The sequence below is a fragment of the Acinetobacter sp. S-1 genome, from assembly GCF_059579785.1.
This window is the reverse complement of sequence record NZ_CM184207.1, coordinates 3542680-3557477: the sequence shown is the minus strand read 5'-3', so window position 1 is coordinate 3557477 and position 14798 is coordinate 3542680. Positions and strand designations below refer to the sequence as shown.

At 40.2% G+C, this 14798-nt stretch carries 12 protein-coding genes; 5 read left to right on the top strand and 7 right to left on the bottom strand.

The features are described from left to right. Position 1: 1 nt before the first annotated feature. The 4 genes from lptF to AC52J8_RS17025 all read left to right on the top strand — a co-directional run bounded on the left by lptF (position 2) and on the right by AC52J8_RS17025 (position 5046). Positions 2-1102: an LPS export ABC transporter permease LptF gene (lptF, locus tag AC52J8_RS17040; RefSeq protein ID WP_002121169.1), complete on the top strand. Its 1101-nt coding sequence runs from the start codon at positions 2-4 to the stop codon at positions 1100-1102. Next, positions 1102-2172 carry an LPS export ABC transporter permease LptG gene (gene lptG, locus AC52J8_RS17035; protein ID WP_002121203.1) on the top strand — a complete coding sequence of 357 codons (1071 nt, stop codon included), beginning with the start codon at positions 1102-1104 and terminating at the stop codon, positions 2170-2172. The genes lptF and lptG overlap by 1 nt, the downstream gene beginning before the upstream one ends. Before the next feature lie 126 nt (positions 2173-2298). Next, positions 2299-3846, top strand: a complete 1548-nt coding sequence (gpmI, locus tag AC52J8_RS17030; protein ID WP_075384045.1) for a 2,3-bisphosphoglycerate-independent phosphoglycerate mutase — start codon at positions 2299-2301, stop codon at positions 3844-3846. 15 nt (positions 3847-3861) lie between these two features. Then, entirely contained in the window at positions 3862-5046 is a 1185-nt protein-coding gene (locus tag AC52J8_RS17025; RefSeq protein ID WP_002121269.1) for a S41 family peptidase, read from the top strand. Positions 5047-5049: 3 nt separating this feature from the next. Here AC52J8_RS17025 and AC52J8_RS17020 read toward each other — a convergent pair whose 3' ends face one another. Genes AC52J8_RS17020 through gacA form a run of 3 tightly spaced genes read right to left on the bottom strand, consistent with a single transcriptional unit; the run spans position 5050 to position 8700 of the window. Next, the gene (locus tag AC52J8_RS17020) at positions 5050-6462 is read right to left on the bottom strand and encodes a sigma-54-dependent transcriptional regulator (RefSeq protein WP_086398701.1); all 1413 of its coding nucleotides are present in this window, start codon (positions 6460-6462) and stop codon (positions 5050-5052) included. A 23-nt stretch (positions 6463-6485) separates the two neighbouring features. Beyond that, a complete protein-coding gene (locus AC52J8_RS17015; RefSeq protein WP_198912078.1) occupies positions 6486-8054 on the bottom strand; it encodes a sensor histidine kinase in 1569 nt (522 codons plus the stop codon). 10 nt (positions 8055-8064) lie between these two features. Further along, positions 8065-8700 (bottom strand): response regulator transcription factor GacA, encoded by a 636-nt coding sequence (gene gacA, locus AC52J8_RS17010; RefSeq protein WP_002121174.1) that lies wholly within the window; start codon positions 8698-8700, stop codon positions 8065-8067. A gap of 212 nt (positions 8701-8912) precedes the next feature. Here gacA and pbpG point away from each other — a divergent pair, with 212 nt between their 5' ends. Then, complete coding sequence (pbpG, locus tag AC52J8_RS17005) at positions 8913-9959, top strand: D-alanyl-D-alanine endopeptidase PBP7/8 (protein ID WP_005065720.1); 1047 nt, start codon at positions 8913-8915, stop codon at positions 9957-9959. A gap of 106 nt (positions 9960-10065) precedes the next feature. Here the strand turns inward: pbpG and thrC are convergent, their stop codons facing one another. The 4 genes from thrC to xerD all read right to left on the bottom strand — a co-directional run bounded on the left by thrC (position 10066) and on the right by xerD (position 14687). Then, positions 10066-11205, bottom strand: a complete 1140-nt coding sequence (gene thrC / locus AC52J8_RS17000) for a threonine synthase (protein WP_002048893.1) — start codon at positions 11203-11205, stop codon at positions 10066-10068. 54 nt (positions 11206-11259) lie between these two features. Next, entirely contained in the window at positions 11260-12561 is a 1302-nt protein-coding gene (locus AC52J8_RS16995) for a homoserine dehydrogenase (RefSeq protein WP_002121263.1), read from the bottom strand. 243 nt (positions 12562-12804) lie between these two features. Beyond that, entirely contained in the window at positions 12805-13620 is an 816-nt protein-coding gene (locus AC52J8_RS16990) for a DsbC family protein (RefSeq protein ID WP_068564739.1), read from the bottom strand. 146 nt (positions 13621-13766) lie between these two features. Continuing rightward, a complete protein-coding gene (gene xerD, locus AC52J8_RS16985) occupies positions 13767-14687 on the bottom strand; it encodes a site-specific tyrosine recombinase XerD (protein WP_017385870.1) in 921 nt (306 codons plus the stop codon). Positions 14688-14798: the final 111 nt, after the last annotated feature.

The window sequence follows — 14798 nt, the reverse complement described above, 5'->3', positions numbered from 1 at the left end:
TTTGATTATTCGGCGTTATCTCGTCAAGCAAGTTGTCTCTACCTCATTGGTGGTCATTTCTTTACTGACCTTAATCATGATGGGTGGCCGTCTGATCAAATACTTTGGTGTGGCGGCGCAGGGGCGTTTAGATGCCAGTATCTTATTTAGCATCATTGGATATCGTTTACCTGAATTTCTAACACTCATTTTACCATTGGGTTTTTTCATTGGTTTAATGTTGGTGTTTGGTCGTTTATATGTTGACCATGAAATGGCTGTATTAAATGGTAGTGGTGTAAGCCGTCATCAATTAGCACGATTACTCATTCCAATGACGCTTGTTTATATGGTTTTTCAGTCTGTGCTTATGCTCTGGATGACGCCGTGGGGACTACGTGAGTTTGAAAAACTGACAACAACACAAGCTGTTCGGACAGGTTTCGATTTGGTTCGACCAAGAGAGTTTATTTCCTCTGGGCCATATACGATCTATGCAGGTTCATTGTCAGAAGACCGAAAGAATTTGAAGGATATTTTCTTTTATCAGCGCGCTGCTAAAGAAGATAAGCCAGATGTTATGATTTTGGCAAAAGAAGCGACTCGTGTAGAAGTTGCAAATGACACCGCCAATGTCGTTGATCTGGTACAAGGTCGTCGCTATGAAATATTTCCGGGACAACCAAAATATACACAAGCAGAGTTTCAGTCTTATCGTCTACGTTTAGAAAATGACAAAGATGTTAAGTTTGAGAGTGGCGATGTAGAAGCACTATCAACAACAAAACTCTTTTCAAAAACAAATGATCCAGTCATCAGAAGTGAGTTGGGATGGCGTTTATTTGGGCCATTCACTATTGTTATTGCATTAATGCTATCAGTGGCATTGTCTGAGGTGAGCCCACGACAAGGCCGTTATTACCGTCTTATTCCGGCGATTTTTATTTTTTCCAGTCTGATCGTATTAATGATTGCAATCAAGACTCGTATTAGTAAAGAAGAACTCGATATTTGGGCTTATCCTGCCGTGTTAGTTGTGTATGGCGTTGCTGCCGCCTTATTCTCACGTAAGCAGAAGTTAGGACCAAAAATCAAGAAACAGATCAAGCGAGTGAAATTATAATGTTAGCACGTCGAATAGTCGCCAAATATGTGACGAAAACCACTGCGCTTGCGATGTTTGGCACCACAGTTGTTTTGTCCATTCTTCAGGTCTTATTTACATATCTTGGCGAGTTGGGTGAGCTCAAACCAGACTATAACGCATGGCAAGCTCTCGTCTATGTCTTGTGGGGAGCTCCTCGCTATCTCTATGAAATTTTACCTATCTCTGCCTTGATTGGTGCTGTGATTGGACTGGGCTCATTGGCAACGAGTAGTGAACTCATTGTTATGCGTTCAGTGGGTGTTAGCTTATGGCGTATTGTCGGTTGGGTTATGCGCTCAGCTTTACTGCTTATTATTTTGTCGTTTGCTTTAAGTGAATGGGTTATCCCTTACACGAATGAAAAAGCACAAAGTGTTAAAAGCCATCGTTCAGTAGCTGCTTTAGGTGAAGTTAAAGGTTATTGGTCACGTGAAGGGCAGCGATTTATCTATATCGACTATGCTAACTCTCAAGGCAATTTAAGAGACATTCAAGTGGTCGACTTTGACCAGAATTATTACTTGCAATCATTAATTAATGCTCAGCAAGGACAGTTTATTAAAAATGGTCAATGGGCTTTGAAAAAAGCTGAACAAATGGACATTTTGGCGGCAGGCAATGCCATCAAAACTGACCATGAAGAACAATCGCTTGCTTTAGCATTACAGCCTAAATATGTGCATATGGTGACTTTAGATCCTGAAGATTTATCGCCAAGCCAACTGATTAGCTTTATGCGTTATATGGATGAATATAGTCAGGTACCAAAGACGTACCAATTGGCTTTCTGGCAAAAAGTTGCTTCGCCATTTTCACTCATTGCATTAGTTCTAGTGGCGTGTTCTTTTATTTTTGGACCGTTACGCCAACAATCAATGGGTTTCCGTTTGGTGATCGCATTGTTCATTGGTTTGAGTTTCTATTATTTGCAAGATTTCTTGGGCTATGCGAGCTTGGTTTATTCCCCATCTCCAGCATGGTTCGTACTTGTACCTATCTTGCTAATGTTTGGTGCCGGAAGTTATTTGCTTTACCGCGCTCGCTAGAAATAAGTGATATTTATGGTTTTCATCAATCGCGGATATTGGTGAAAGCCATAGGAATAAATAGAGTCTTGACCGAAAATTCGGTAAGATATTGTGACGAAATTGTAGACAAAAGAGAAATTGATTATGACGGATGCAACTGCTGGCAAGATCCCTCACGTTCTGGTCATTATGGATGGTGTTGGACACCGTGAAGCGATTGAAGATAATGCTTTTCTTGCAGCAAAAACACCAAATTTGGCGGCAATGAAAGCCAAGCATCCGAATAGTCTAATTTCTGGTTCAGGTGAAGATGTTGGATTGCCTGATGGGCAAATGGGGAACTCTGAAGTTGGCCATATGAATCTTGGCGCTGGCCGTGTGTTATATCAAGACTTTACCCGTATTACTAAAGATATCCGTACTGGTGACTTCTTTAAACATGAAGTGTTGATCGACGCTGTTGAAAAAGCCAAAGCTGCTGGCGGTGCTGTCCATATCATGGGGCTACTTTCAGAAGGTGGCGTCCATTCACATGAAGATCATATTGTGGCGATGTGTGAACTTGCATTAAAACGCGGTGCAAAAGTTTATTTGCACGCTTTCCTTGATGGTCGTGATACACCTCCACGCAGTGCTCAGCCGTCTTTAGAAAAATTAGATGCATTATTTGCTCAATATCCGGGCCAAGGCCGTATCGCAACCATGATTGGTCGCTACTTTGCAATGGACCGTGACAACCGTTGGGATCGCGTTGAGCAAGCTTATCGCTTGTTAACCGAAGGTGAAGCACTTCGTACTGCTCAAACCGCGGTTGAAGGGTTGGAATTAGCTTATGCAGCCAATGAAAATGATGAGTTTGTAAAAGCGACTCGTATTGGTGATATTGCTAAAGTTCAAGATGGTGATAGCGTTGTATTTATGAATTTCCGTGCTGACCGAGCTCGTGAAATTACTCGCGCATTTGTAGAGAAAGACTTTGCTGGTTTTGAACGCAAAGTTGTACCAAATCTTTCTAAATTTGTGATGTTAACGCGTTATCAGGCAAGCATTGATGCACCAGTTGCATATATGCCAGAAGACCTTAAAAATTCATTGGGTGAGTATTTATCTTCTTTAGGTAAAACCCAGTTACGTATTGCTGAAACTGAAAAGTATGCACATGTAACATTCTTCTTTAGTGGTGGTCGTGAAGATGAATATCCAGGTGAAAAACGTATTCTAATTCCATCTCCAAACGTTGCGACATATGACCTTAAGCCAGAAATGAGTGCTTATGAAGTCACTGATGAGTTGGTTAAAGCGATTAATTCGGGTGAGTACGACTTATTAGTTGTGAACTACGCAAATGGTGATATGGTCGGGCATACAGGTGTATTTGATGCTGCGGTTAAAGCAGTTGAAGCGGTTGATACTTGTTTAGGTCGTGTCTATGAAGCAGTTATGGCGAAAAAAGGCCATATGCTCATTACTGCTGACCATGGTAACGTTGAACAAATGCAAGACTACGAAAGTGGGCAAGTGCATACTCAACATACAACCGAGCTTGTGCCGTTTATCTATGTTGGTCCAACACAAGCAACAATTGCAGAAGGTGGTGTGCTTGCAGACGTAGCACCGACAATTCTCAATTTAATGAAGATTCCTGTTCCTGCCGAAATGCAAGGACGTAATCTGATTACACTATCTGCATAAGTTAAAGGTGATTGGATGCTGCAACACATTAAATATAAAAAACTTATTGTAAGTATGTTGCTGTGTTGCAGCCAATTTACCTTTGCAGCGCCAGTTGTAAAAGAAAAAATGTCACCTTTGCATTCGGATTCGGAAGAACCGGAACATAGCTATGCAGAGGTGCCGATCGAGTCGATTCAACAGTTTGTGCAAATCTATGGAATTGTTCGAGATAACTACGTTGATGTGAAATCTGACGATGCCTTGTTTCAACAAGCCATAAAAGGGTTAGTGAGTGGGTTAGATCGTTATTCGCGTTATTTATCGGCAGAAGAATACCGCCAACTGATTCAATACACAGAGGGTGATCTTGCATCAGTTGATTTTGCATTAAGCCCTGAATCACATGCTCATAAATGGATGATTCGTGATCTTAAAACCGGTTCTGATTCCTATAAATTAGGTTTGAGAAATGGTCAGACGATTCTTAAAATTGATAACCAAGATTTAAAAAATTTAAACCAAGATCAGGTACTTGGCCTGCTTTACGGTTCTATTGGAAGTACACTTCAAGTACAAGCAGAAGAGCTAAACGGAAATATCAACTTAGTTCGTAATAAAAAAATAGAAACCGATATAGAACCTGTAATGCTACATAATCAGGTGCTCGTACTCAAAATTAGAGTATTCCAACAAGACACTGCTAATGAAATTAAAAGATTAATTGAAGAAAATAGCTCCCCACGTTTAAAGGCTGTTTTAATCGATTTGCGAAACAATCCGGGTGGGTTGTTATCGGCAGCAGTTGAGTCAGCAGATTTATTTTTAAATAATGGAATTATTGTTTCGACCAAAAGTCGTTCGGAAGGTAACCAGCAATTTCAGGCTTTGCCCGGTAATGAATTTCAGAATATAAAACTGGGTATATTAATTAATCACCGCTCTGCATCGGCAGCAGAAGTTTTTACTGCGGCCATGAAAGAACACCAGCGTGCTTGGGTGATGGGTGAAAAAAGTTATGGAAAAGGTGTAGTGCAAAAGCTATTTCCTTTACCGAGTGGAGCAGCTCTACAAATGACAGTCTCTCACTACTACACACCCAATGGCAATATGATTGAAGGACAGGGTATTCAGCCTAACCAGACCTATCCATTACCTGCAGAAATGAAAGAAGACGTATATTTAGAGCGCGTTGCAGATTTATTTCTAAAGAGGAAGTAACTTTTATACTTCCTCTCCCATTTCAGTATCTAAGCCAAACTTTTTTAATCGATAGCGTAAAGAACGGAATGTCATTCCTAACTTTTTAGCCGCTAAAGTTCGATTCCAATGCGTCATGTTCAGAGCATTCAGTAAAATATCTTTTTCGATATTTTCTAAGTAGCGTTCTAAACCTTCCATTGGAAATTTTGGGTGAGTCTGAACAGTCGGTGTTTGATTTAGTTGTTTCGTTACGATTTGCGGGCTCACACTACTGCCTCTAAGAGGAGGTGCTAAGTGTGTTAAATCAATGGACTCATCATCACTTAAAGTAATAGCTCGTTCAATCATATTTCTTAATTCACGAACATTACCCGGAAAGTCTTGCTGCAATAAGTAAGTTTCAGCGCTCGCCGTTAATTGCTTGCTTGAAATTCCCCATTCCGTACAAACCTTTTGAATAAAATGATTGGCCAATAGCAAAATATCTCCACCACGGTCACGTAGTGGCGGCAACATAATATCCATAACATGAATACGGAAAAATAAGTCCTGACGGAATTTACCTTGTTGGACTAATAAATCTAAGTCTTGGTGACTCGCACTGATTACTCGAAAATCGACATCAATTTCCTGATCTGAACCTACTGGGCGAATCTTTTTCTCTTGTACTGCGCGAAGCAATTTAACTTGCATACTTAAAGGCAATTCGGCAATTTCATCTAAAAATAAACTGCCTCCATGAGCTGATAAAATCAGACCTTGTTTGTCTTGAGTCGCTCCAGTAAAGCTCCCTTTTTTATGCCCGAAAAGTTCACTTTCCATGAGTTCAGTCGGGATTGCTCCACAGTTAATTGCAATAAATGGTCCTTCACTGCGGTTGCTTAAGCGGTGAATAAGATTCGCAACAACTTCTTTGCCCGTACCAGACTCACCTGTAACAAATACAGGAGCTTGGGAGCGGGCTATTTTTTTAATAGCTGTCCGCAAGTTTTGTATAGGTGGTGAACGCCCAATTAATAAGTCATTCTCTAGAGTTATTTCACCAAACTCATGCTCTGGTTTTGGCTGGTTAAGCGCTTTTTTTAACAACTGATCTAAATGAATTTGGTTAATCGGTTTGCTGACAAAATCAAAAGCTCCCGCTTTTAATGCTGCAATTGCAATATCCATATTGCCGTATGCAGTTAAGACTGCAATGGGTGTGTGTGGGTAAGTTTGAGAAACATGTTGAACCAATTCTAAGCCACTACCGTCAGGTAGATTTAAATCGGTCAAGCATGCATCGTAATGAAACTGAGTAAAGAGCTGTTTGGCCTGTTCAACCCGATAAGCAAGATGTGTCTTAATCCCCATTCGTGCAAGAGTCATTTGCATTAACAGGCACAAATCTTCTTCATCGTCTACAAGCAAAACGAGTGGTTGCTGTTCTGCCATTTCCCCAAAAACCTAATAAAAAATCAATATATTATTGGGCATTCTATTCTGAAGCATGCCCCTTGTTTTTGCTCTACATAAGTGAGCTTTGCATGGTTTGCCTCACAAAAACTATGAGACAAATATAATCCTAAACCAGTTCCATTAATTTCGGTACTAAAAAATGGTTTAAATAATTGAGATATATCACGTTTTGAAACACCTTCACCGTAATCGATCACATCAATATAAATTTTATTTGTTTGTGAATGGATATTGATCAGAACATAGGGCGAATCGGGAGCATTGTGCCGTAGAGCATTCCTAACAAGGTTAATTAGCACTTGTCTGAGTTGCTTTTCATCGAATAAGAGTTTTAAAGATGAATCGGAAATTTTAAGCTGGATCTCATGTTTAATATCAGATAAATCTTCATCTAATAACGTTTTTATGAAGTCGTTTAGTTTAATCTGGATGGGGTATGTTCTTTCACTGCGGGCAAGTCCTAAGGTGTCTTGAACAATACTATCAATGCGTTTCGTTTGCTTACCAATCATATTGCGCAAAGTGTTTTGCTGTTCTGAATCACTATCTTTGAGCAATTCATTTGCTTGAACAATGGCTGCAAGAGGGTTACGGATCTCATGGGCAATACTTGCTGAGAGTTGTCCTAAAGCAGCAAGTTTGAGTTGTTGAGCTTGCTGATTAATCTGCTGCGCATCTTGTAAGATGAGTAGTGTTAATGCTTGCTGTGGCACCAAAAGATGTTGCACTTTAATATTAATGGAATAAGCCGACAGTCGGGACTCAAAAATAAATCGATCACCTTCTTTTAGGTTATCAAACTTAAGAATTTCAAATAAGTCAGCATGCCATTTTGCTAAGGGATATTTTTCACTGGCAAATTGAGGTGGAATTCCTAAAAGAGAGCAGGCGGCTGGGTTACTTAAAACAATGTCGTAGTTTTCATCTAGAACTAAATAGCCCTCTTCAATTTGTTCCAAAATATAGCGGTTAATATTTTGTAGTTGATAGAGTTCTATTGATTGATGGAAAGTTAGCGCTTCAAGTAATTTAAAGCGTTGGACCGCAATTTGTCCGATTCCATGTACTACAAAAAACAAGAAGGCCAATAAGGCGCTATTACCAATCGTATTTAAATTATTGTAGTCAAATAAACTGCCAACGAAGCGTTGATAAATAATGGCAATGACTGCAAGTAATGTAATGAGCAACGACATTCTTGCGCTAAGTAAAATGGCCGAAGTAAATATGGCAATCACATAGAGCAAGCTGAGTTGAAGATTGGGTTCGCCTACTGAAAATGTCAGTAAACTCAGACAGATAATATCAACTATAAAAAATAAAATGAGCTGCCTAGTTGCCTGAGTAGCAATAAACTTAAAGCATAAAAGTTGAAGAAGGCTTAAGAGCGAATAGCCGAGTAGTGTGTAAGAATATAAAGTGGGTTGTTGTAGACTATTGTCGATTTGAGCATCGGTTAAAACCAAAATAATATTCAGACTAACCGCAATAATAAGGCGATATAAACCATACCACGTGCCCAAACGAAATATCGTATGGGACAAGGATGAGTTTACGGGAAATTGCATGTAAGTCTGATTAAGGCTTGATCAGACCGTAACGAATCGCGAGATGAGTCAGTTTAACATCACTATCAATGGCTAGCTTTTCAAAAATACGGTAGCGGTAAGTATTCACTGTTTTAACACTTACAAAAAGTTTGTCTGCAATTTCTTGAGCGCTAATACAATTTACAACCATCATTGCAACTTGCATTTCTCGTTCAGAGAGAGAATCAAAAGGTGATTGCTGTGTATCGGATAAATAAGAACTTGCTAATTGCTCCGCAATATCGGCACTAAAGTATTTGCCGCCTTGCATCACTTTATTAATCGCCCGAACCATTTCGGTAATTGGAGCACCTTTGGTGATGTAACCTTTAGCTCCTGCTTTAAGCAAAAGAGAAGGGTAAGGTTCTTCTGCTAAGCCACTGACTGCAATCACTTTTGTATCTGGTGCGGTTTGCAGTAAACGACGTGTTGTTTCTACGCCGCCGATGCCAGGCATATTGACATCAAGTAGCACAACTTGAGGATGTTTCTGACGAACAATAGCAATTGCTTCTTCACCCGATTCGGCTTGTCCAATGACCTCTACATCGGCATGATCTTCTAACATACGGCAGATGCCTGTACGTACAAGTTCATGGTCATCCACAACTAAAACTGTAATCAAGAAGACCTCCTTTCTTTCAAAAAACAAGTTTTTTGTTACATAAAGCAAAATTAGCTTGCAATGGAATGACAAAATTAGCAATCCTATTCTTATATAGTGAGCGAATAGTTGTGCACAATTGTGTCGGTAAAAGCGTTATACCTTATACCTCAAATGTAAGGCATAATTATAGTAAGCGCAAATGTGTATCACCCTGAGTCGAGTATTGTGCCGTGAAAAATTCTAAAAAGTCTTTAATGCATGTGCTAAGCATGTCTATTTTGCTTAGTTTGAGTTCAACAAGCTTTGCAGAACTCGTCAATAACCCGTCCTCAGGGAATAGTGGTACTGCAAGCTTAAATTGGTCTTCAGCTGATGCTAGCCAATTTTTAAATGATGAAGATGACGAACCTACTCCGCAAGGTTCAACATCGGTAACCACAACTTTGCGTGGTGGTAGCGCACCTAAAATTGTAGCATCTGCACCGAAGATTGCTCCAATCCGTGATACGTCTGGTTATAATGCCCAGCCGAGTGTAAGTGCTCGAGCTGCACTTGTGATGGACGCGCAAACTGGTGAAGTGCTCTACAGTAAAAATACTAACGCTTCTGTGCCAATTGCATCTATTACAAAGGTGATGACAGCGGTTGTAACGGCAGATGCCCGTTTAAACATGTCAGAAGAAATTACACTTGAGCAAATTGATTTTGCTGGTGCAGGTGGTAAAAACTCAAGTTCAACCTTACGTGTTGGTGACAAGATGAACCGTGCAGAAGTTCTTCTGTTCGCTCTAATGAAGTCAGAAAACCCAGCAGCAGCCGCTTTAGCGCGTACTTATCCGGGTGGGCGTCCTGCATTCGTCGCTGCAATGAATGCTAAAGCTCGTGCCTTGGGTATGAGTTCGACTCACTATTATGAGTCAACTGGTTTAGATCCGCGTAATGTGTCTTCAGCACGTGACTTAGGAATTTTGGTAAGTACAGCTTCTCAATATGGCTTGATTCGTCAATTCTCAACTACACCAACTTATGATTTTAACTTAGGTTATCGCGTGTTGAAATCTAACAATACCAATGCTCTTGTACGCAATGGTGGTTGGAATATTAACTTGTCTAAAACTGGATATATTAATGAAGCAGGTCGCTGTGTTGTGATGCACACGACAGTAAATTCACGTCCAGCAGTCATTGTATTACTGGGTGAACCAAGTACACAGGCACGTAATAATGATGCAACTAACTTATTGGGTTGGTTAAGTAATTTACCAAAACGTATTTAAGTTCAATATTCTAAAAAACGCTTCTTCATAGAAGCGTTTTTTTATGTCTTTTTTATAGCCATAAAAAAACGGCTGTTTAATACAGCCGTTTTTGAAAAATTAGATCTTACATATTAGATAAAATCGAATCTTTTACTTGGTCCATTGTTGCATCAATTGACAACATCACTGCATCAGCACATTGTTTGATTGCGGTATCAGGATCTTTCAAGCCATTACCAGTTACTGTACATACAATTACAGAACCTTCAGCAATTTTACCCGCTTTAATATCACGGATCGCACCGCCGATAGAAGCAGCAGACGCTGGCTCAACAAATACGCCTTCATACATAGAAAGTAAGCGTTGAGCTTCTAAAATTTCGCTGTCTTGAAGTTCATCAAACCAGCCTTTAGAGTCACGTACTACAGCTTTTGCATGGTTCCAGCTTTGTGGATTACCAATACGGATTGCAGTTGCAACAGTTTCAGGGCTTTCAACTGGAGCGCCACGTAAGAATGGAGCTGCGCCAGAAGCTTGGTAACCCACCATAGTCGGTAAACCTTCTGGTTTTGGACCAGTGAATTGATCAGTAGCAGCATCATAAATCACTTGTTCAAACTGATCAGCAGGTTGGTTTGCTACAGCTTCGGTATAACCCATCCAGTGAGCGGTGATGTTACCTGCGTTACCTACAGGTAAGCAGTGGTAATCAGGTGCACGGCCTAAAGCTTCAACGATTTCATAAGCAATAGTCTTTTGACCTTGCAAACGGTAAGGGTTGATTGAGTTTACAATCGTTACAGGCGCTTGATCAGCGACTTCTTTTACAAGACGCATACCATCATCGAAGTTACCACGAATTTGCATAGTGATCGCACCATACATCATCGCTTGCGCCATTTTACCCATCGCAATCTTGCCTTCTGGAATCAAAACGAATGCTTTGATACCTGCACGTGCAGCATAGGCAGCAGCAGCAGCAGAAGTGTTACCAGTAGATGCACAGATAATCGCTTTAGAGCCTTCTTCAACCGCTTTGGTTACAGCCATGGTCATACCACGGTCTTTAAATGAACCAGTTGGGTTTAAACCCTCGTATTTCACATAAATTTCAACATCTTTGCCAATAATACGTGGAATATTCTCAAGTTTAATGAGTGGGGTGTTGCCTTCACCCAAAGAGATAGCACGAGTAGTTGCCGAAACTGGCAAACGGTCACGATAACGATCTACAAGACCAGTATAACGATTGGCATTAGACATGATGGTGTTCCAATTAGAGGTGAAGCGGGAGAGGGAATCTTTCCCTCAACCTGATTAACTATCGAGCGATTCTAAACGAATTCTTACGATTTCGCCACGAATTGCAGGTAATGCTTGAATTTGTGCAAGAGCATCATCCATTTTAGATTCAACGATTGGATCGGTCAGAATCACGATTGGAATAAGGTCTTTTAAACGAGATTGTTGCATGATCGCATCAATACTAATTCCAGCGCGACTTAAGATGGTCGTCACATCTGCAAGTACGCCAGTTTGGTCTTCTGCATTTAAGCGGATGTAATAACCTGTGGTCATTTCTTCACGGCTTAAAATTGGCACATTTGTTAATGCTTCAAAAGCCAACTGAGGAATTGTTCCTGCGCCATCTTCGGTATAAGAGATGTCACGAACAATATCAATAACGTCGGCAACAACTGCAGAAGCTGTAGGACCTGCGCCTGCACCCGCGCCGTAATAGAGTGTTGGTCCTACGGCATTAGCTTGAACTAAAACAGCATTTTTAACGCCGTTTACATTCGCAATAAGTTGTTCATCCGGAATAAGTGTTGGGTGAACACGTAACTCAATACCTTTTTCAGCACGACGTGCAATACCAAGATGTTTAATGCGGAAACCAAGATCTTCGGCATATTTCACATCTTGCGCAGTGATTTTGCTGATACCTTCGGTATAAACCTTATCAAATTGAAGAGGAATACCAAACGCACAAGACGCTAAAATAGTAAGTTTATGCGCAGCATCAATACCTTCAACGTCAAAAGTTGGGTCTGCTTCTGCATAACCGAGTTCTTGAGCTTCTTTTAATACATCGTCAAATGCACGACCTTTCTCACGCATTTCAGTCAGAATAAAGTTACCTGTACCATTAATAATGCCAGCCAACCATTCGATATGGTTTGCAGCAAGACCTTCACGGATCACTTTAATAATTGGAATACCGCCAGCAACTGCTGCTTCATAAGCAATTTGCACAGCATTGTCTTCTGCTGCTTTAAATAATTCATTGCCATGTTCAGCGAGTAACGCTTTGTTTGCAGTCACGACTTGTTTGCCGTGTTTGATTGCTTCCATGATAACTTCGTAAGCAGGGTGGATCCCACCCATAACTTCTACAACTACATCAACGTCTGGTTGACGAACGATGTCAAGTAAATCGGCGCTTTGTTTAATCCCTTCCAATTCAAGATCTGGACGAGGGCGGCGTGTTCCAACGTGGGTAATTTGAATTTCTCGACCGGTGCGACGTTTAATTTCAGCGGCATTTTCTTGTAGTAGTTTAAGGGCTCCTCCACCTACGGTTCCTAGACCGAGTATTGCCAGGCGAACTGGTTTCACGTCACACTCCATTCATCATTTAATCATTTAGTTGAAGCTAGATCATAGCTAAAAAAAACGCCAGACTCTAGCGCTTTTAGTGCTTGTTCAATGAATTAGAGTGCGATGTTTGGAAAAGAAGAGTAGATCAGTCTTTAAACAGAGATTGTTTAAATATTAATTGTTGAAAAAACAAAGCGCTGCAATCAGAGCAACGCTTTTTAAAAGAGATAGATGATTAATCATTCATCAGCTTAAAGGGTGTTATTTATCCAGACGTTTAATTAATTCATCTGGTGTTAGGTATCCACCTAAGTACTCGCCATCAACATTGTAAATAGCTGGTGTTCCATTTACACCCATGTTTAAGCCAAGTTGATATTGTTCACGCACAGGGTTTTTACATTGAGCAGGTGGGATATTAATACCTTGTACTGCTTGGTTAAAGGCAGCTTTACGGTCTGCACTACACCATACAGCTTCCATAGTCGGCATAAATTGTTCACCGCGTGGCCAAGCAATATAGCGTACCTCAATACCTTTTTCATTAATTTCAGGTAAATGCTCATGTAGTTTATGGCAATAAGGACAACTTGCATCGGTAAACACATAAATCACATGTTTAGCCTTACCACCTTTAGCTGGATAGACGATCAAATCTTCATTTTTTAAAGCTGCAAGGTGCTTTTTATTTTCCGATGCTTGGAGGCTATCGCCAATATTATGAAGTTCTTTACCGCCTAAACGGATGACATCACCTTGAATCAGGTATTTACCATCACTGGTTGTATAAATCGACGTCATTCCTTCGAGATTTACCCAATATAAGTTAGGAACTTCAGTAGGCTTGATATCTAAAATTTTGGCGTTGATGTTTGCATTCTTAAATTGTTTTTGCAAAGTTTCAATTAAACGCTGTTTAGCATTGCGTTCAATGATGGTTGAAGCTTCCCCAGTAGCAGGTGCGGTCGCAGTGAGCGCATCTTCTTTTTGTGGTTTGTTTTCTTTAGAACAAGCACTGAATAACAGGCTAGAAGCCAAAGCACAGGCAAGAAAAAGTTGAGATCGGGTAAAAGACATAGATAACCCTTATTTCATCAGTATTTATAGTCAGAAGCTGCTAAGCATAACAAAAAATCTAGAGTGTATTGTTAAAACTTTCTTAACCTTTGTGAACGAAATCAATTGATTGTTGGGTGTGTTTCAAATAATAAGTTTTAAATTTTTTAACCTCTAGGATGATGTTTTTCATGCAATTGTTGCATTCTTACTTGTGCTACATGTGTGTAAATTTGAGTAGTTGATAAGTCACTATGGCCCAATAACATTTGTACTACGCGTAAATCGGCGCCGTGATTGAGCAGGTGTGTTGCAAAGGCGTGACGTAAGGTGTGAGGTGAGAGTTCAGCTTGAATATTGGCTTGTAAGGCGTAACGCTTAATGGCATACCAGAAGTTCTGACGGCTCATAATTCCGCCGTGTTGAGTTAAAAAGAGATAGTCAGTAGAGCTTTTATAGAGTTGAGGCCGAGCATCCTGCAAGTAGCGTTCTACCCATTCACAAGCAAATTGCCCTAGCGGGACCAAACGCTCTTTATTGCCTTTACCAGTAATTCTTAAATAGCCTTGTTTTAAGTTAATAAGTTCTAGGCGCAAGTTCAGCAGTTCTGAAACACGTAAACCACATGCGTAAAGAACTTCAAACATTGCCCGATCACGTAAACCAAGTGCCGTATCAATATCGGGGGCCTGAATCAGTGCTTCGACATCTTCTTCAGATAGATCTTTGGGTAAGGCTCTGCCAATTTTTGGAGAATGATGGGTTGCTACAGGATTATCGCTTCGTAATTTCTGTTCACGTAAAAATTTGTAAAACTGGCGTAGGGCAGATAAGCAACGGGCAATCGAGCGCGGGCTTTTTCCAGCTTTAGTTAACTCAATCAAAACATCAGCGATATCATCACTTGTCCACTCTGGAAGAGCTGATTTTTTATGAAGTTCACTACATTGAATAAGGTCGGATAAATAAGCATTACGTGTATGTGGACTTACCGTCTGAGCAACGAGATAGTCACGAAAACCTTGTAAAAAGCTCAAATGTTCAGGAATTTGAACAGGGCTTGGAATACGCGGTTTTTTATTCAACATACACTAGATCCTCTAAACCTCTGTACTGTAAAAGAAACTTTAAGGTTTGTCGATTAAACTGAATAAGAAGTGAAATTTAACCTTATTTGGTAATTATTCTCATTTATATGT

Coding starts and splice junctions, on each gene's coding strand:
- lptG (WP_002121203.1), top strand. CDS start 1,102: ATGTTAGCACGTCGAATAGTCGCCAAATATGTGACGAAAACCACTGCG.
- gpmI (WP_075384045.1), top strand. CDS start 2,299: ATGACGGATGCAACTGCTGGCAAGATCCCTCACGTTCTGGTCATTATG.
- AC52J8_RS17025 (WP_002121269.1), top strand. CDS start 3,862: ATGCTGCAACACATTAAATATAAAAAACTTATTGTAAGTATGTTGCTG.
- AC52J8_RS17020 (WP_086398701.1), bottom strand. CDS start 6,462: ATGGCAGAACAGCAACCACTCGTTTTGCTTGTAGACGATGAAGAAGAT.
- AC52J8_RS17015 (WP_198912078.1), bottom strand. CDS start 8,054: ATGCAATTTCCCGTAAACTCATCCTTGTCCCATACGATATTTCGTTTG.
- thrC (WP_002048893.1), bottom strand. CDS start 11,205: ATGTCTAATGCCAATCGTTATACTGGTCTTGTAGATCGTTATCGTGAC.
- AC52J8_RS16990 (WP_068564739.1), bottom strand. CDS start 13,620: ATGTCTTTTACCCGATCTCAACTTTTTCTTGCCTGTGCTTTGGCTTCT.
- xerD (WP_017385870.1), bottom strand. CDS start 14,687: ATGTTGAATAAAAAACCGCGTATTCCAAGCCCTGTTCAAATTCCTGAA.